The organism is Sphingomonas sp. BLHR8, assembly GCF_056821725.1.
The window spans coordinates 1,800,237-1,815,793 of record NZ_JBPDIM010000001.1; the positions used below are offsets into that span (position 1 = coordinate 1,800,237).

Here is a 15,557-nt window from a genome sequence, read left to right on the forward strand (position 1 = left end):
CCCCGCCCAGATCAGCGGAAACGCGATGCGGTGTGCCGGGGTCACAGCCTCGCCGAGCAGGAACACACCCGACAGTAGCTGCATCGTCGGCGAAAGATACTGGACGAGGCCCAACGTCGACAGCGGCAGGCGTTGCGCCGCGCGGGCGAACAGCACCAGCGGCAGCGCGGTGACCGCCCCGCTTGCGATCAGCAGCGCTTCCCGCAGTCCAAAGCTCCCGCCAAAGGCGAGCTCGCCGCGTGACGCCCACCAGCCCAGCGCGAGAAGCGCCACCGGCAACAAAACCAGCGTCTCGACCGTCAGCCCGACCATCGGCGCGACCGGGGTCAGTTTGCGCACCAGCCCATACAGCGCGAAGCTTCCCGCCAGCGTCAGCGCGATCCACAGGTCGTCGAATGCGCTCACGGCAAGCACGCCAACCCCGGCGGCGACGACCGCGATTGCCAGCCACTGCACGCGCGTCAGCCGCTCGCGCAGCACCGCCCAGCCGATCAGCACGTTGAGCATGGGGTTCAAAAAATAGCCCAGGCTCGCGGCGATCACCCGGCCTTCGTGCACCGCCCAGATGTAGAGCAACCAGTTGATAGCGATCAGCACTGCCGATGCCGCGAGCGCGAGCGCAACCCGGCGTCGCGTAAAGGCCGCGACCAGTGCGTCGCGCTTGCCGAGCACGATAATCAGCGCGCCCAGCAGCACGGCCGACCAGGCGACGCGATGCGCGACGACCTGCCAAGCAGGCACCGCCTGCAGCAGGTGGAAGTACAACGGAAGGACGCCCCAAATCGCGTAGGCGCCGATCGCCGACGCCAGCCCTCCGTCGCGTTTCGATAGGGCGGTGGGCTCGCTCAGAGGATCCCGCCGCCAAGCGATAGGCGGATCGCGGCCAGCACGAAAACAATAAGGTTGAGGTTGCGGCCGCTTTTGCGTCCAGACAACTGACCGACGCTAGCGCCGAGCAGCGCGAACGGCAGCACCAGCCAGTTGAGACCACCCAGCAACGGCAGCGCGAAGAACATCGCGAACAGCAGAGCGACCACACCGATCACGATCGAAACGACGTTGAGCATTCCCGCGAGATAGCCCTCATAGGGAGCCGTGCAAGGGCAAGGCGCTGCGACTTGAAAAATTCGGGCTCTTACTTTATTGTGCAGTGCAACATAACGCGGCTGCGGTCGTTATCCGAAGCACAATCAGGACACGACGGGGCATGAAAGCTGATGGCAAAACGCCCCGGCGGCGACGGTCTCCCGCGGCCAAGGTCGCGGCACCGTCCGCGGACCACAACCGGGCAACAATGAACGCGGCTCTCCCCGCCACGAAAGGACAGGTCATGAACGATACCACGCAGCAACAGGCCGAAACCGCCCGCGCCACCGCCGACGCGATGCAGGGTCAGGCCGCGGACATGGCTCGCGAAGGCCAGGCGCAGTTCGCCGCCGCCGCCGAGCGCACGCAGGACGCCATGCGCGAGATGGCGGAGCTTGCGCGCGGCAACGCCGACGCCTTTGCCGAAGCCACGAGGGTCGCGCTCGAAGGCTTTCAGACGCTCAGCGGTGAGTGGGCGCAGTTCATGCGCGCGCAGGTCGAAGAGGCGAGCAACTGGTCCAAGCGCTATGCCGCGATCAAGAGCCCGACGGAATTCGTCGAACTCAGCCGCGAAGCGACTCAGGCCGGTGTCGACGCGATGGTCCAGCAGTCGAGCAAGTCGACCGAACTGGCGCTGAAGCTCGCCAACGAAACGGTGGCGCCGCTGTCCAACCGGATGGCGATCACCCTCGACCGGCTGAAGGTCGCAGCCTGATCGGCTGCGCTTCGGCGCGAAGTTTGACGCTATGGCGCCCGCCGTCGCACACCGCAGCGGCGGGCGTCATCGCCTCTGCTGCGGCGCGCGCGGCTGGCGCGAAAGGCTTGTCAAAGCGGCGCCCGGCTTCCTATCTGAGCGCTATGGCTTCAACCCGCGAAACGACCCTCGCGCCCACGCGCATCACCTGTGCAGGCGACGAGGATGGTGGCGGCATCACGCCGCCCGGCGATGACGCGACCACCGGCATCGCCACCAAGACGCGCACGCGGACCAAGAAACCGTCGCTCTACAAAGTGCTGATGCTCAACGACGACTACACCCCGATGGAGTTCGTCGTGATGGTGCTGCAGCGCTTCTTTCGCATGGACATCGAACAGGCGACGCGGGTCATGCTCCACGTCCACCAGCGCGGCGTGGGGGTATGCGGGATCTACAGCCTCGAGGTCGCGGAGACGAAGGTCAATCAGGTGCTTGACTGCGCCCGCGCCAACCAGCACCCGTTGCAGTGCACGCTGGAGAAAGCCTGAGCACTTTGGTTGCTAGCGATCTTCGGCAATCCGCGCATATAGTTCGGGCCGCCGGTCGCGGAAGAAGCCCATGCCGGCGCGGTTGCGGGCGGCGCGGGTAAGGTCGAGCGTCGCAACGATCGCGCCTTCGTCGGCATCGCCCAGCTCGGCGACGATGTCGCCCCATTCATCGCAGATGAAGCTGGTGCCGTAGAAATGCTGGCCGTCCTCGTCGCCGATGCGGTTGGCGGCGACGACGGGCACGATGTTGCTGACCGCGTGCCCGATCATCGCCCGCCGCCACAGCCGGCGCGTGTCGAGGCTCGGGTCGTGCGGCTCGCTGCCGATCGCGGTGGGGTAGAGCAGCAGCTCTGCTCCCATCAGCGCCATGACTCGCGCCGCTTCGGGATACCATTGGTCCCAGCACACGCCGACGCCGACCGTGGCGCCCTCGTGCGGCCACACGCGAAAGCCGCTGTTGCCGGGGCGGAAGTAGAATTTCTCTTCATAGCCCGGGCCGTCGGGGATGTGGCTTTTGCGATAAGTGCCGGCGACCTCGCCATCGGGACCAACCATCGCCAGCGTGTTGTAATGGTGCGGGCCGTCTCGCTCGAACACGCTGGTGGGGATGGTAACGCTGAGCTCACGGGCAAGGTCGCGCATGGCCTGCACCGTCGGGTGACGGTTGATCGGCTGCGCGCGCTCGAACAGCGTCTCGTCCTCGACCTTGCAGAAGTAGGGGCCGTCGAACAGCTCGGGCGGCAGGATGAGCGTCGCCCCCTGCCCCGCCGCTTCGCGCACCAGGGCGCTGACCCTGGCGATATTCTCTTCGGCCGAGCCGCCGAGCGCGCATTGCAGCGCGGCTACCGTGATCGTCGTCATGCGCCCGCCATCGCACAGCCCCTCGCGCTTGTCATCGGCGGCGGGTAGCATCGCGGCGATGGACGACACCTCTCTCGGCCCGATCCGCGTCGGCATCGGCGGCTGGACCTACGCCCCGTGGCGCGAGACCTTTTACCCGCAAGGTCTGCGTCAGGCGGACGAGCGTTCGTACGCCATCGCGCAGATGGGCGCGATCGAGATCAACGCGACTTTCTACGGCCGGCAAAAGCCCGGCAGCTGGGCCGCTTGGACGAAAGACCTGCCGCCCGAGTTCCGTTTCTCGCTGAAAGGCTCGCGCTACGTCGCCAGCCGCAAGGCGCTGGCCGACGGGGGCGAGGGCATCGCGCAGTTCGTAGCGCAGGGGTTCACTGCGCTCGGGCCCAACCTCGGTCCGATCCTGTGGCAGCTGCGCGAGAGCCGTGTGTTCGACCCCGACGACATCGCCGCCTTTATCGCGCTGTTGCCGGACGTGCAGGACGGCGTCGCGTTGCGTCACGTGATCGAAGCGCGGCATGAGAGCTTCACCGACCCGCGCTTCGCCGAGCTCTGCCACGCACGCGGGGTCGGCACCGTGTTCGCCAACAGCCTCGACTACCCGTGCATCGACCATAGCGACGGCGCGCCCTTCATTTACGCGCGGCTCCAGAATGCCCGCAGCGAGGAACCTGCCGGCTACGATGCGGCGGAGATCGACGCTTGGGCGGACCGGGCGCGCGGCTGGGCGACGGGCGGGCGCGAGGTGTTCGTGTTCATGATCAACGGCGCCAAGGAACGCGCCCCCGCCGCCGCGCTCGCGCTCCAGGCAGCGCTCGCCAAAAAAGCACGCCGAGCCACTGGCGAGGGGTAACGACCGTTGCTAAGGCCCCTCCCCACGCACCCGTAGCTCAGCTGGATAGAGCGTTGCCCTCCGAAGGCAAAGGTCACAGGTTCGAATCCTGTCGGGTGCGCCAGACTTATCCTACTATTGAAGCTGCCCCTCCGCGCGGATGCGGAACGCCGCGAGGTGCAGCGTCCCGCCCGAACGCTCACCCGAACAGCTTGGCCGCGACCTCCGCGATGCGGCGGCCCTGGTAGCGCGCGCCGTCGAGGTCGATGGCAGTCGGCTGGCGGCTGCCGTCGCCGCCGGCGATCGTCGTGGCGCCATAAGGCGCACCGCCGACGATCTGTTCGACATCCATCTGGCCGGCATGCCCATAGTCCAGTCCAGCGCCCAAGAGGCTGCAGCCTCGACGGAAATTCCGAATTATGATCTTCCGGGAGGCGTGAGCACAGGGCCGCCGTCAGGTCGTGCGGCCCCCCGGTCGCGCACAACAAGGAATGGAGTCTGGTGCCCTATAGACGACAAAGATGAACACTCAGATCATTGGAGAATTTCCGTCACTCTGCCTCGCTGACGTCCGCGTTGCGCCCCGATTCCGGACGTGCAGCCCCTCCGCCGGTATTCTGAACAGCAAAACATGTTCAGCTGCGACTTCGAGGTATTGAGACTAACCGGTGAAGCCAGCCTTCCTGTAAATCTCTCGGCCCCGTCGAAACACGACCAGCTTTTCCAACGTGACGGGGTGGAAGAAGGCTTCGATCGCCTGACCGCTTTCGGTCCGAGCGTAGACCTCGTAGCAATCGCCTTGCACGCGCGCTTCCTGGACGGTCCACCTTTCCAGCCAAGCCTTCTTACGTACCTCGCTGAGAGGTTGCCAGCTGTCCCGGGGACCGGCTGCGCAGACCACATTGCCGTCCGCCACGGCAGGTGCAGCGATCGCCAACGAGGCAGCAGCCGCCGCGACAGCGATGAAACGACGCATCATCATCCTCAACTCCTCGAGAAACGAAGGCCCTGGCGAGCGAACAAACGGAGCAGCCAGGCAACAGCGAGCGGCGCGAGATGCGCGAGAGCGGCCGCCCACGACCATCCGAGCAGCAGCCAATGTATCAGCGCGAGCGTGAACGCAGGATATACCAGCCACTGCAAATGCTGCCAGCGACGGCCAAGGCGTCGCATCGCAGTATCGAAGCTGATCGCAGCCGGCACCGCCAACGCGGCCAGCGACAGCCACCCGGTCCAGATCGCGGGCAGTCCCAGTTCGTCGAGCATGGCCGATACGAGCCGCATGTCGATCACGTAGAAGACGAGGTGGAGCAGCGCGTAGCAGAAGGCGGCGACGCCCAGATAACGCCGGATCGACAGCCAGCCCCGCAGGAAGCGGTTGCGTCCGAAAAACTCCGTCAATGGTCCGGGCAGCAAGGCGAGCAGCATCAGCCGCACGCTCATCTCGCCGCTCGGGTGGTAGAGGTCCATCGCCGACGCGGCGCCCGAAGCCAGCCGCTGCACCATAAGCACAGCGGGCATGGCCAACAGGGCCCACAGCAGCCAGCGTCGCCAGCCGGTCACACCTGGGCCCACTGCCGCAGCAGGTTGTGGTAGACGTGGATCAGCCGATCGATTTCGGGATCGTCCTTGGCCCTGCCCGGCGAAAGCGCGCGGATCGAGCAGTCCAAATCATACAGCAGCGCGCGCTGGTGGCTGTCGGCCACCGCGCTCTGCAGCCAGGTGATGGCGCAGACCCTCTCTCCATGCGTCACCGGCGTCACCTGATGCAGGCTGGAACTCGGGTAGAGCACCATGTCCCCGGCGGGCAGCTTGACCGCCTGCGCGCCGAACGGCGTTTCGGCTAGAAGCTCTCCCCCGGCGTAGCTGTCCGGATCGGACAGGAAGAGCGTCGCCGACAGGTCGCTGCGCAACGTCAGTCCGGCTTCGGGCAGGCGCATCAACGCCGCGTCCGAATGAGTGCCGTAATGGCCGCCGTTGCGGTAGCAATTGAACGTGGGCGGCCAAATCTTCTCGGCCAGGCTGGCCGAGACGAACTCGGGATGGTGGCCGAGCTTGCGCAGGATCGCCTGACCCAGCTCCTGCGCGACCGGATCGGTGCGCGGGAGCTGGAGGTTCTGCTTGACCGCGACCGAGCGCGTACCTGCCGTCGCCGCCCCGTCCTGCCAGCCAGCGGAAGCCAGGCGTTGGCGGAACGCGACGACTTCCTCGGCCGACAGGACATTCTCGATAACGATCAGCATCGGCAGGTCCTCAGCCTCAGAAGCGGCCCGTCAGGGTCAACACGGCGCGGCGTTCATCGCCCTTGTAGAGGAAATGTCCGCTGCGATAACCTGCCAGATAATAATCGGCGTTGCCGATATTGGTGACGTTGAGACGCGCGCTGACGTTTGGCGAGAAGTCGTAAGTCACGAAGCCATCAAACGTCCAGTAGGAAGGGATTGTGTACGAATACACCCCAAGCGCCGTATTGTACGAGGCCGCCGTATCCGGTTGCCCTGCCGACATTTCGCCTTTGTAGGTCGCGGTGCCGCCGAAGGCCAAGCGGTCGGACGCCTGATAGCGCACCTGCCCACTGAACTGTGTGTTGGCAAAATTGCTGAGCTTTAGGCCAACATTGGCAGGCACGTTGGATTGGCGCACCTCACTGTCCATTAGGGTGAGGGCGGCCTGCATCATCAACTGGTCGGTCACGTTGCCGACCACGCCGAATTCCACGCCGCGCACCCGGTTCCGGCCGGTGTTGAGAGAGCCGCCGGGTTCATAGCCGGTGCCCGCACTTTCGAACACGTCATCCTTGACGATCTGAAAGGCCGCTGCGGTGACGAGGAAGCGGTCATCGAACAGATCCGCTTTCAACCCCAGCTCGACGCTCTCGACGCTTTCGGGCCGGCCGGCGCCGATATCGGTGCCGGTGGCTACGCAGATGCCGCCATAGCCGCAACTGCCACCAAGATCGCTCTCCCCGCCATTGATTTCCTTGCCCGTGCCATAGTTCAAATAGACCATGACCTCTTCGACCGGGTGCAGACTGATCCCGGCCTGGAAGTTCCAGAGCGTGTCGTTGTAGGCATAGTCAGTGGTATTCGGGCCCTGAACGACGAGGTTGGAATAGTCGAAGAAGTCCACCCTCAGGCCGCCGTGCAGGCGGACCAGATCGCTGACACGCACGGTATCCATCGCGTAGAGGCCGAGCGTGCGGACTTTCCATGTGCTGTCCGTGATGCCCGGGGTGATGGTCCGTTGCAGGACACTGTGGATCGCGGTGTCGTCGAACAGCACATTGCGCCGGTTGTCGGTGATGCAGAAGGCATTGTTGGCGCCCGTGCCGCTGGTACGACAGTTGGGGGTGCCGCCGTTGGTCAGGGCATAAGTGCCGTTGGCAACGTGGAGATCCGAATACTCCGCGCCGATGATCGCGTCGTGTTCGATCCGTCCGGTGGCGAAGGAGGCAATGAGGTTCGTCTGGTTGACGAAGTACGAGACATCCTGACTGCCCTGGTGCGATGACAGGGTAAGCGGGGCGTAATCGTCGGTGGCCGGGCGATAGGCGCCTCCGCGCAACCCGGTCAGCACGTATCCGTTTTCTGTCTCGCCATAGCGGGTCGAATTGACGATCCGGACGCCCTCACCGACCCGCAAGGTTACACGACTGGTGACCGTATCGACGTCTGTCTCGAGAAAATCGCCAACTTGAGCATAGTTGGGCACATCGTCCCAAGGTGCGTGAATCTTCACGTCGGACGGTCCGGTGCCGGTCGGCGTGGGGAGGTAGCCACCGAGGTCGGGCGTATCGTTGGCGGTTAGGTGGTAATAGTCCAGCACCCATTCGACAGCGTCGGTCGGTTGCCAAGCGAGCGAGATCGCCGCACCGAAACGCTCGCGGTCGGAGAAGTTGCGGTTGGGAATCTCTTCCGTGCCGTACAGCAGGTTGGCACGAACGGCGAGGTTGCCGGTCAGCGGCACGTTGGCGTCGATGGTGCCGCGGTAATAGTTGTCGGTGCCCAGCCCCAGATCACCACGCACGAACATGTAGTCGGTGCTCGCTCGCTTGGTGATCGAATTGACTGCGCCGCCGATCGCGCCGCGCCCGGCAAAGGACGAGCTGGGGCCCTTGGTGATCTCGATCTGGTCGACGGCAAAGGTTTCGCGGGTGGTCATACCCGGATCGCGCAGGCCGTCGACGAACACGTCGGAACGGGCCTCGTGGCCGCGGATGATGTAGCGGTCGCCAAAGGCGTTGCCGTTCTCGCCCGTTCCCACCGTTACACCCGGCACATTATCGATAACGTCGCGCAGATCGTTGGCACCCTGCTCCTCGATTTGACGTTCGGTGAGCACCTGAATGGTTTGCGGCGTTTCGCGCAACGGCTGGGTGCGGCGAACGTCCCCCGAACGTTCAGCGCGATAAGGCACGCCCGGCGTGGCGTTCGGATTAACGTCGGCGGTAGCATCCTCGATCCTCAGCGTGTCGAGCACCACCTCGCCACCCTCCGGCGGGGCCTGCTGCGCGAGCGCCGGCGTCGCGAGCGCGGCCGAGAGACCAACGGCGGCCAGCGTGATGGGCTGGCGCAGGCTCATCGGCCGGATCGCTCCGCGGGTGGAGGAGGCAGTCATCGGTTTCCCCTTCGGTCAGTTGGTTCGCAGTGAATATTCGATCGGCAGCGTCAGCGTGACGCTGTCCCGCGTAAGCGAGCGCGGAAAGCGCGGCAGCGGCGAGACGCGCTGCAAGAGATCCAGCGTTGCCTGGTCGAGCAGCTGGTGGCCGCTGGAGTTGCGGATGGACGCGTTACTGACCGCGCCGTCGCGGCTGACGGTGAAGCGCACGGTCACGACACCCTGCTGGCGAGCCTGACGCGCCTCGCGTGGGTAGCGCTTGTTGCGTGCCAGATGCGAGTTCACCAAGCTGTAGTAGTCCGCCTCCTGCTGCCGGGTACGCGGGTCGATGCCGCCTGTCGTCGACGGGGCCGAGCTCGCGGGGACCATCTCGGCGGGCGCGGTCGTAGGAGCGCTGACAGGTGCCGCAGGAACCGGTCGTTCGCTGCGCACAGGTTGCGGCGGTGTGGGGGGCGCGGCGGCGACCACTTCGCGCGGCAGGGGCGCGTTTACCGCGGGCGCCTCGACCTGCGGCTCGGGTGATGAACTCGTCGGCAGAGCTTGGCTTGGCACAATAGTCTGTTGGGGGGCGGGCCGTGGCGAAGATATGACCGCCGGCGGGGGCATGGCGGACGGCGGCGGGAGTTCCACCAGCACCACCGGCTCTTCCGGCCGCGGCGCTGTGTTTTTGACAGTAGCCAGTCCCATCGCCGCCAACAGCGCGATATGAACCGCCAGCACGGCCGCGCCCGACCCCAGCCAGGTGACCCTGTCGTCAGCGGCCTCGAGCCGGCCCATCAGTCGGCCTTCGCCGCTTCGGCACCCATCAGTGCGACCTGCACGTAGCCGGCGGAACGCAGGGCGTTCATCGCCTGCATGATCTCGTCGTACGTGACCGACTTGTCGGCCCGCAAGTAGATGCGCTGCTCCCGGTCCTCACCGGCGACGCGCGTGACGGTCTGCCCCAGCGTCGCCAGCGTCACCTCGGTCTGGTTGACGCGCATCTCCCCACCCGACTGCAAGGTCAGATAGACCGGCGCATCGGGGCGTGCGGCGGGTCGCGCGGTCGACACCGGCAGCTCCACCTTCACGTCCACGGTCGCCAGCGGGGCCGCGACCATGAAGATGATCAGCAGCACCAGCATCACGTCGATGAAAGGGGTGACGTTGATTTCGTGCGCTACCGCCAGGTCTTCGCTGTCTGAAGCGAGCTTCAGTCCCATGACTCAGGCCACCTTGGTTGGGGCCAGCGCCGGGACGCTCCCGCGCGACAGGTCGCGGCTGACGAGCCGCAGTACGGCGGCCGCGCTGTCGGAGATCAGCGCGCGATGGGCCGCGATCTGACGGGCGAAGTGGTTATATATGACGACAGCGGGGATCGCGGCGACTAGCCCCAGCGCGGTCGCCAGCAGCGCTTCCGCGATACCGGGGGCCACCACCGCCAGATTTGTGGTTTGCATCTCGGCGATGCCGATGAAGCTGTTCATGATGCCCCAGACTGTCCCGAACAGGCCGACGAAGGGCGCTGTCGCGCCGATCGTGCCGAGGATGGTGACGCCGCGTGTCATCCGCCGCGCTACTCTGGCTTCGTACCGGTCGAGGCGTGACACGATGCGCTCCTTGACGCCCTCCTTGTCCTGCAGGGCATCGACCGACAAGGCGAGCTCGGCCTTGGCTTCGCGCACTAGGTCGCCGTTTGACAACTCGGGCGACAGATCGCCGAGCGAGCGAGCCCCTGTCAGCGCCTCGAGGGCTCGCGAGACGCCGGCCCGTTCGCGCTTCAGCTGTCGGTGCTTGGCGACGAAGACCGTCCAGGTGATGATGGAGGCAATCACCAAGCCGATCATCACCAGCTTTACGACCCAGTCGGCCTGCAGGAACATAGCGCCCACGGACAGCTTTGCCGGCAGGGCCGCAGCGCCGTCGGCCGCGAACGCGACGCTCCCGGACAACAATTGTGGACCAGCAACCGCTGCTGCCCAAGGCTTGACGCTCATCGAAAACCACCCCTTGCGAATCAGTCGCAACATTTGTTGCGACGCATTCGCAAAGAGGAGAGTTTATTGCAATCGATTTTCAATTGCGTCTTTGCGACTTCAACGGTGGGTGCGTTGGAATCACCCCACGTATGGCTGCTTCGAACCATCGAGCGGCAGCATTAGCAATGTGACGGTGGAATCAGTTTCGCTCGCCGATGGCGGTCCGTCCGCCTCCACGCGGTAGCAGACAGGGAGCTGATGGCGCTTGTCTCCGGCGGTGCGAAATCCTTTCGCTACGCCGCCAGTCCACGTTATGCCCGCGCTCGTCACCACCGCCCTGTTTAACCGCAAGACCATCGACCGTCATCTCGCCGCCGCAACCGAGCCCTCGCCTGACGCGATGGCACATCTGGTGGCGTGGGCGTCGACCATCGCGGATGGCAGCATCCGCTCCCAGTCCGAGACGGGGATCGAGGACCTCGACGCGCTGCCGCTCGCCGACAGCGGATCAGCTCCGAAGGGTCGCCGTCGAAGCCCTGCGCCCGCGCAACGGCCTCGGCCTCCTTCAAGGCGGCGCGCCTAACGCCCGCGTGCCCTAGACAGGCAATCCGCTCCCGTAGGTCCGCCACCTCTTGCTCGGCATCCGCCACCGCGCCGTCAATCGAGAGGGTCGCGCTCAGCGCATCCTCATCAGCGGCGACCCGCGCCCGAAGCCACTCCGCCGCGACGCTAAACGCCTGCGCCCGCGATAGCACCGTGCCCGCCGCCCCGGCCTTCGCCCGCCGTCCATCCACCTCAGCGAAGTAGGCGCGCTCCGCTTCGACCCGGCCCCGTTCGGCCTCCGCGAGCGTCTCCGTGCGGAGCGAGCGGCGGAACATTTCACCGCGCGTCCGTGCCACGTCGCCAGGTAGCGCGCGATTGTAATGCCAGACGCGGCCGCGGCGAATGAGATACTGGCGGGAGGGCATCTGAGCGGCCTCACTAGTGACAGTCTTACGTGCCACGGTGCGCGCCCAGCCTAGATTTCCCGCCATTTAGGCCGCCTTGAGGGCCGATGGTGCCGCTTACAGGACTCGAACCTGTGACCCCCGCATTACGAATGCGATGCTCTACCAACTGAGCTAAAGCGGCGTTGGCGGGCGGTTAGCAGGGGACATTGCGGGGGGCAAGCGGCTCTTCGTAGCCAGGTGCGCGGCGTTTAACCCCCCCTTTACCGTAAGGCGATAGCCTTGGCAGAGTAAGGCTTAGGGACCTGCCATGGGGATCGAACAGATGTTTGCCGGCGACGTGCGCCAAGCGCCCGATACGCCTGCGCTGCTGGCGCGGCGGCTCGGACGTGACGCGCCGCCGCCGGATGACGGCGGCTCCTCTGGCAGCAGCGACTCACCCGGCATCGAAGCGCCTCCTGCGATCGGCCAGGACGAGCGGCGCATGCACGTGCGCGCCTATAATCACTGGGCGAAACTGCTCGATGGTCGAAGCTTCCCCGCGATCGATACGCTCGACGTGCAGAACCTTGGCGATTTCGGCGACCATGCCGTGCTGCTCGATTTTCGGGGTGGCCTCGACGACCCGGCGGTGGGGCATCTCGGCGCTGCGATTGCCGAGGAATGCGAGGCGACCGGACCTATCGCTACCATCTCCGACGTGCCGCGCCGGTCGCTGCTGAGCCGGCTGACCGACCATTATCTGCAGATCATCGCCAACCGCGCCCCGATCGGATTCGAGGCGGAATTCGTGAACGCCAGCGGTGTTACCATCCTCTACCGCGGGGTGCTGCTGCCCTTTTCGTCGGACAATGACACGATTGATTACATCCTCGGCGTGATCAACTGGAAGGAGGCGGCGCCGCCGGCGCTGGAGGCATCGATCGCCGCCGAAATGGTCGCCGCGCAAGAATCTGCCCCGCCGCCCGGGCCAACTATGCCGGTGTGGGGCGATGGCCCGTCCGAGCATATCGAGGACGACGCGGACACCGTCGCGGAAGCCGAGACAGCACTGCCCAACACGCCCGACGAAGACGTCGCGATCGGCGATGCGCTCGCGTCCGCACGCCAGGCAGCGCAGCGCGCCGCGTCCGTCAGCGCGCGCGGTCATGCAGCGCTGTACCGCGCGCTGGCGCTGGCCTCGGCCTTTGCCGGCGCAACTCGCGCTGCGCCGGATGACTATGCCGAACTGCTCGAAGACAGCGGGATTAAGGCGTCGCCGCGATCGCCGATGACCGCGGTGGTGAAGCTGGTCTTCGGCGCCGATGCGGACAAGACGCGGCTGGCCGAATATTCCGCGGTGCTCGGTTGGGCGGAGGACGAGGGATTGGCGCCGCAAGCCCTCGAAACTCGGCTCGGCAAGGCGCCGGGCGGCGTGAAGGGGTTGCTGCGCGACATTCGTGCGGCCAAACGCGGCGAGCGTCCGGCGGCCGACCCGCTCGACCAGGCTCGATTGAAGGCCGCCGAGGCCGCTCCGCTGGCCCGGTTGCGTGCCATCGACGGGCTGCCCGACACGCCGCTCATCGCGCTGCTCGCCCGGCGCGAGGCGGATGGGACGCTGACGCTGGTGCATGCGGATGGGAGCGGACCCGCGACCGGGCCCCTGCTGCGCAGCCTGAGTCGACGCGTACGCGCCAGCTAAGCGCGAAAGCGCCGCTGCTGTTGCGCGAGCTCCGCGGCAAGCGGCCCATCGACGGTCCGTTCACGTTCGCCCGGGCGCCATTCGATCAGGCCGTTGGCGCAGTAACGATCATCGTCCCAGCCGAGATGCCCAAGCACCGGATAGAGGCAGACCCCCTCGACCGGCACGCCTAAATCGCGCGCCGCCGCGACCTCGTCGCCGATGTAGCGCAGCCAATCCGGTCGAGGGGTGGCTTCGATGCCGGTTTCGCTGACGAAGATGGGCCGCCCGTATCGCGCATAGACTTCGGCCAGGACATCACGGAACAGGCGGCGATGGGGGTCGCGCCAGTCGATTGGCGGGCCGGCATGGATCCACTGGTTGTTGTGGTAGAAGTTGATGCCGACGATATCGAGCAACTCTTCAGCCCCGCCGAGCTGCTGCCACTGGCGCCCTGCGATCATGTCGACCGCCTGATATTGCGCCTGATGATGGCCCTGCGCGTAATGCGCGTCCCGCGGGCGGCCAGGGTCATGCTGCACGACAATCGCGGGCTCGCACGTGACGAAACGCGCGTTCGGGATGGCGCCACGGATGGCGCGCGTTGATTCGATCGCGGCGCGGGCGAGCTGCACCTTGAATTCATGCCCGCGCCCGCGCGCGAAAGGATTGAGGTAGCCCGCGTCGCCGCCGCCCCAGCTCAGGAAGCTGATTTCGTTGACGGGGCAGAAAAAGGGTGCGCCGTCGGTGCGTTCCGCGATGTAGCTGGCGGTTTCGAGAGCAAAGTCCACAAAGCGCGGCACGAACGCTGGGCCGAGCGGATCGAAGTCATCAGGCCAGCCGTAGTGGAGTAGATCCCACAACACGGTCACGCCGTGCCGGCTCGCTGCCGCTAGCTGCGCATCGACGCTGGCGAAGTCGTAGCGCCCGGGCTCGGTTTCGATGCGATGCCAGCGCACGCCGTCGCGAACGGCCGCGATGCCGTGCTTGCGCAAGAGCGCAAAGTCTTCGTCGGCGCGCACATCATGTTCGGTCAGTTCGATCATGTCACGGCGCGCGCGATCGACATGGCGGCGGTGCGACGAACATTCGAACCCGCCGAGGAAGAAGCTTGGGAAGAGGGTCGGCGGCGGGGCCGGCGGGTTGGTCGTCGCCGCAGCCATGTCGAACAGGGCGCGCCACTGCGGTATGACGGCGGCAATGCTGTAGCTCGCCTCGACATGAGCCCGCAGCGCGCGGCCGAGCCGCTCCCGCTTCGCCGGGTTCGCGGCGAGCGCGAGCATCGCACGCGCCACGTCGGCTGGACTTTCGTGCGGCACGAACAATCCGGATTCGCCATCGCTGATCTGTTCGAGCGCGCCATTGTCGGGAGTGGCGATCACTGGCAGCCGCGCCGCGCCCGCTTCGGCGATGACGTGCGGCATCCCCTCCCCCCGCGACAGCCACACGAACATGTCGAGCGCGCTCAGCAGCTCCGGCACGTCCGCGCGATCGCCGAGAAAGCGCAAGCGGTGGCTGAGGCCGCGTTCGGTCGCCAGCGCACGCAGATGATCGGCATATTCGGGCATGAAGGCATCGGGCCCGCCGATGACGAGGAAGTCGATGTCGGGACGCGCCCGCGCCACGATCGCCGCCGCCTCGATGAAATCCTCGACCCGCTTCTTGCGATCGAGCCGTCCGAGCCAACCCGCCACCAGGCGCCCGTCGCCGATGTTGAGCGCTCTGCGCGCCGCGCTTCGATCCGCGCGGTCGAACGGCGCCAGGTCCACCATCGACGGAATTTCGAGGGCATGGCCGGGCCGGTCGGGCATCTTCGATGCAGCCGCATCGCGGATGGTCGCGCATACGCCGACGTACCGGTGCGTGAAATGCTTGGGCCCCGACAGCGCCTCCGACACGAGACCGCCATGTTCGATCAGCGCCGGGCGCCGATGCATCCGTTCGAGCGCCGGGTACACATCCGCCACGTCCTGGCACGACACGACAATGTCGTAGCCCGCCATCTTGCCCGTCAGATAGGTGATCGTGTCGTCGAAATTGAGGTGGTAGGGCGTCGTGTCGAGATCGACCCCGGCCGCGCGCAGCTGATCGTGAGTCTGCTCCGGCATGTTGTCGCGCCGGAAGCAGGCGACCACGTCGATGCGGTAGCGATCACGCGGAAGATGTTCGGCGAGCAGCCGCACCTCGGTCTCCTCTCCGCCCACCACCAGCCAAGCGAAGACAAAGAGGATGCGAAGCGGTCGTTGCAGCAGGCGACCTGCGGTTATCGCGCTGGCGTGTTCCGCCAGTAATTCAGCGACGCGCGGGTCCACGGCCGCGCCGACCGCGCCGATCGATTGTTCCCCCCTCCCCACGAC

Annotated in this window: 15 protein-coding genes, 2 tRNA genes and 3 pseudogenes; 6 read left to right on the top strand and 14 right to left on the bottom strand. The window is 66.1% G+C overall.

What is annotated here, in order from left to right; all coding sequences use genetic code 11:
* Positions 1–66: 66 nt before the first annotated feature.
* Positions 67–870, bottom strand: a pseudogene (gene rarD, locus ACRYJK_RS09065) (EamA family transporter RarD); the annotation flags it as partial.
* On the bottom strand, positions 846–1,067 hold the full coding sequence (locus ACRYJK_RS09070) for a hypothetical protein (RefSeq protein ID WP_482667193.1): 222 nt from the start codon (positions 1,065–1,067) through the stop codon (positions 846–848). The pseudogene rarD and the gene ACRYJK_RS09070, both read right to left, overlap by 25 nt.
* Positions 1,068–1,330: 263 nt before the next feature.
* On the opposite strand from ACRYJK_RS09070, the gene ACRYJK_RS09075 reads away from it, so the two are divergent.
* On the top strand, positions 1,331–1,801 hold the full coding sequence (locus ACRYJK_RS09075; RefSeq protein ID WP_482667194.1) for a phasin family protein: 471 nt from the start codon (positions 1,331–1,333) through the stop codon (positions 1,799–1,801).
* A 143-nt stretch (positions 1,802–1,944) separates the two neighbouring features.
* Complete coding sequence (gene clpS, locus ACRYJK_RS09080; protein WP_482667195.1) at positions 1,945–2,331, top strand: ATP-dependent Clp protease adapter ClpS; 387 nt, start codon at positions 1,945–1,947, stop codon at positions 2,329–2,331.
* 12 nt (positions 2,332–2,343) lie between these two features.
* Here the strand turns inward: clpS and aguB are convergent, their stop codons facing one another.
* Positions 2,344–3,192, bottom strand: a complete 849-nt coding sequence (gene aguB / locus ACRYJK_RS09085; RefSeq protein WP_482667437.1) for an N-carbamoylputrescine amidase — start codon at positions 3,190–3,192, stop codon at positions 2,344–2,346.
* A gap of 58 nt (positions 3,193–3,250) precedes the next feature.
* Here aguB and ACRYJK_RS09090 point away from each other — a divergent pair, with 58 nt between their 5' ends.
* Positions 3,251–4,039: a DUF72 domain-containing protein gene (locus ACRYJK_RS09090; protein WP_482667196.1), complete on the top strand. Its 789-nt coding sequence runs from the start codon at positions 3,251–3,253 to the stop codon at positions 4,037–4,039.
* A 26-nt stretch (positions 4,040–4,065) separates the two neighbouring features.
* Positions 4,066–4,142: transfer RNA gene (locus tag ACRYJK_RS09095), tRNA-Arg, on the top strand.
* A gap of 75 nt (positions 4,143–4,217) precedes the next feature.
* Here ACRYJK_RS09095 and ACRYJK_RS09100 read toward each other — a convergent pair.
* The 8 genes and pseudogenes from ACRYJK_RS09100 to exbB all read right to left on the bottom strand — a co-directional run.
* Positions 4,218–4,397 (bottom strand): annotated as a pseudogene (locus ACRYJK_RS09100) (NAD(P)H:quinone oxidoreductase); the annotation flags it as partial.
* A gap of 282 nt (positions 4,398–4,679) precedes the next feature.
* Positions 4,680–5,000, bottom strand: a complete 321-nt coding sequence (locus ACRYJK_RS09105; protein WP_482667197.1) for a PepSY domain-containing protein — start codon at positions 4,998–5,000, stop codon at positions 4,680–4,682.
* A gap of 2 nt (positions 5,001–5,002) precedes the next feature.
* Entirely contained in the window at positions 5,003–5,539 is a 537-nt protein-coding gene (locus tag ACRYJK_RS09110; protein ID WP_482667198.1) for a ferric reductase-like transmembrane domain-containing protein, read from the bottom strand.
* Between the two features lie 38 nt (positions 5,540–5,577).
* Positions 5,578–6,261 (bottom strand): Fe2+-dependent dioxygenase, encoded by a 684-nt coding sequence (locus tag ACRYJK_RS09115; protein ID WP_482667199.1) that lies wholly within the window; start codon positions 6,259–6,261, stop codon positions 5,578–5,580.
* A 16-nt stretch (positions 6,262–6,277) separates the two neighbouring features.
* Positions 6,278–8,635, bottom strand: a complete 2,358-nt coding sequence (locus ACRYJK_RS09120) for a TonB-dependent receptor (protein ID WP_482667200.1) — start codon at positions 8,633–8,635, stop codon at positions 6,278–6,280.
* Between the two features lie 15 nt (positions 8,636–8,650).
* Entirely contained in the window at positions 8,651–9,412 is a 762-nt protein-coding gene (locus ACRYJK_RS09125) for an energy transducer TonB (protein WP_482667201.1), read from the bottom strand.
* Positions 9,412–9,837 (bottom strand): TonB system transport protein ExbD, encoded by a 426-nt coding sequence (exbD, locus tag ACRYJK_RS09130; protein ID WP_482667202.1) that lies wholly within the window; start codon positions 9,835–9,837, stop codon positions 9,412–9,414. The genes ACRYJK_RS09125 and exbD overlap by 1 nt, the downstream gene beginning before the upstream one ends.
* Positions 9,838–9,840: 3 nt before the next feature.
* Positions 9,841–10,611 (bottom strand): tonB-system energizer ExbB, encoded by a 771-nt coding sequence (exbB, locus tag ACRYJK_RS09135; RefSeq protein WP_482667203.1) that lies wholly within the window; start codon positions 10,609–10,611, stop codon positions 9,841–9,843.
* A gap of 295 nt (positions 10,612–10,906) precedes the next feature.
* Here exbB and ACRYJK_RS09140 point away from each other — a divergent pair, with 295 nt between their 5' ends.
* Positions 10,907–11,176, top strand: a complete 270-nt coding sequence (locus ACRYJK_RS09140; protein ID WP_482667448.1) for a hypothetical protein — start codon at positions 10,907–10,909, stop codon at positions 11,174–11,176.
* A 220-nt stretch (positions 11,177–11,396) separates the two neighbouring features.
* Here the strand turns inward: ACRYJK_RS09140 and ACRYJK_RS09145 are convergent.
* Positions 11,397–11,627, bottom strand: a pseudogene (locus ACRYJK_RS09145) (DUF6538 domain-containing protein); the annotation flags it as partial.
* 21 nt (positions 11,628–11,648) lie between these two features.
* Positions 11,649–11,724, bottom strand: a tRNA-Thr gene (locus ACRYJK_RS09150).
* Between the two features lie 126 nt (positions 11,725–11,850).
* On the opposite strand from ACRYJK_RS09150, the gene ACRYJK_RS09155 reads away from it, so the two are divergent.
* Entirely contained in the window at positions 11,851–13,221 is a 1,371-nt protein-coding gene (locus ACRYJK_RS09155) for a PAS domain-containing protein (RefSeq protein ID WP_482667204.1), read from the top strand.
* Here the strand turns inward: ACRYJK_RS09155 and ACRYJK_RS09160 are convergent.
* Complete coding sequence (locus ACRYJK_RS09160; protein ID WP_482667205.1) at positions 13,218–15,512, bottom strand: glycosyltransferase; 2,295 nt, start codon at positions 15,510–15,512, stop codon at positions 13,218–13,220. The genes ACRYJK_RS09155 and ACRYJK_RS09160 overlap by 4 nt on opposite strands.
* Between the last annotated feature and the right edge of the window lie 45 nt (positions 15,513–15,557).

What these genes read in the sequence shown, in the direction of transcription:
- ACRYJK_RS09070 (WP_482667193.1), bottom strand. Translation starts at nt 1,067, where the DNA reads ATGCTCAACGTCGTTTCGATCGTGATCGGTGTGGTCGCTCTGCTGTTC.
- ACRYJK_RS09075 (WP_482667194.1), top strand. Translation starts at nt 1,331, where the DNA reads ATGAACGATACCACGCAGCAACAGGCCGAAACCGCCCGCGCCACCGCC.
- clpS (WP_482667195.1), top strand. Translation starts at nt 1,945, where the DNA reads ATGGCTTCAACCCGCGAAACGACCCTCGCGCCCACGCGCATCACCTGT.
- aguB (WP_482667437.1), bottom strand. Translation starts at nt 3,192, where the DNA reads ATGACGACGATCACGGTAGCCGCGCTGCAATGCGCGCTCGGCGGCTCG.
- ACRYJK_RS09090 (WP_482667196.1), top strand. Translation starts at nt 3,251, where the DNA reads ATGGACGACACCTCTCTCGGCCCGATCCGCGTCGGCATCGGCGGCTGG.
- ACRYJK_RS09105 (WP_482667197.1), bottom strand. Translation starts at nt 5,000, where the DNA reads ATGATGATGCGTCGTTTCATCGCTGTCGCGGCGGCTGCTGCCTCGTTG.
- ACRYJK_RS09110 (WP_482667198.1), bottom strand. Translation starts at nt 5,539, where the DNA reads ATGCCCGCTGTGCTTATGGTGCAGCGGCTGGCTTCGGGCGCCGCGTCG.
- ACRYJK_RS09115 (WP_482667199.1), bottom strand. Translation starts at nt 6,261, where the DNA reads ATGCTGATCGTTATCGAGAATGTCCTGTCGGCCGAGGAAGTCGTCGCG.
- ACRYJK_RS09120 (WP_482667200.1), bottom strand. Translation starts at nt 8,635, where the DNA reads ATGACTGCCTCCTCCACCCGCGGAGCGATCCGGCCGATGAGCCTGCGC.
- ACRYJK_RS09125 (WP_482667201.1), bottom strand. Translation starts at nt 9,412, where the DNA reads ATGGGCCGGCTCGAGGCCGCTGACGACAGGGTCACCTGGCTGGGGTCG.
- exbD (WP_482667202.1), bottom strand. Translation starts at nt 9,837, where the DNA reads ATGGGACTGAAGCTCGCTTCAGACAGCGAAGACCTGGCGGTAGCGCAC.
- exbB (WP_482667203.1), bottom strand. Translation starts at nt 10,611, where the DNA reads ATGAGCGTCAAGCCTTGGGCAGCAGCGGTTGCTGGTCCACAATTGTTG.
- ACRYJK_RS09140 (WP_482667448.1), top strand. Translation starts at nt 10,907, where the DNA reads ATGCCCGCGCTCGTCACCACCGCCCTGTTTAACCGCAAGACCATCGAC.
- ACRYJK_RS09155 (WP_482667204.1), top strand. Translation starts at nt 11,851, where the DNA reads ATGGGGATCGAACAGATGTTTGCCGGCGACGTGCGCCAAGCGCCCGAT.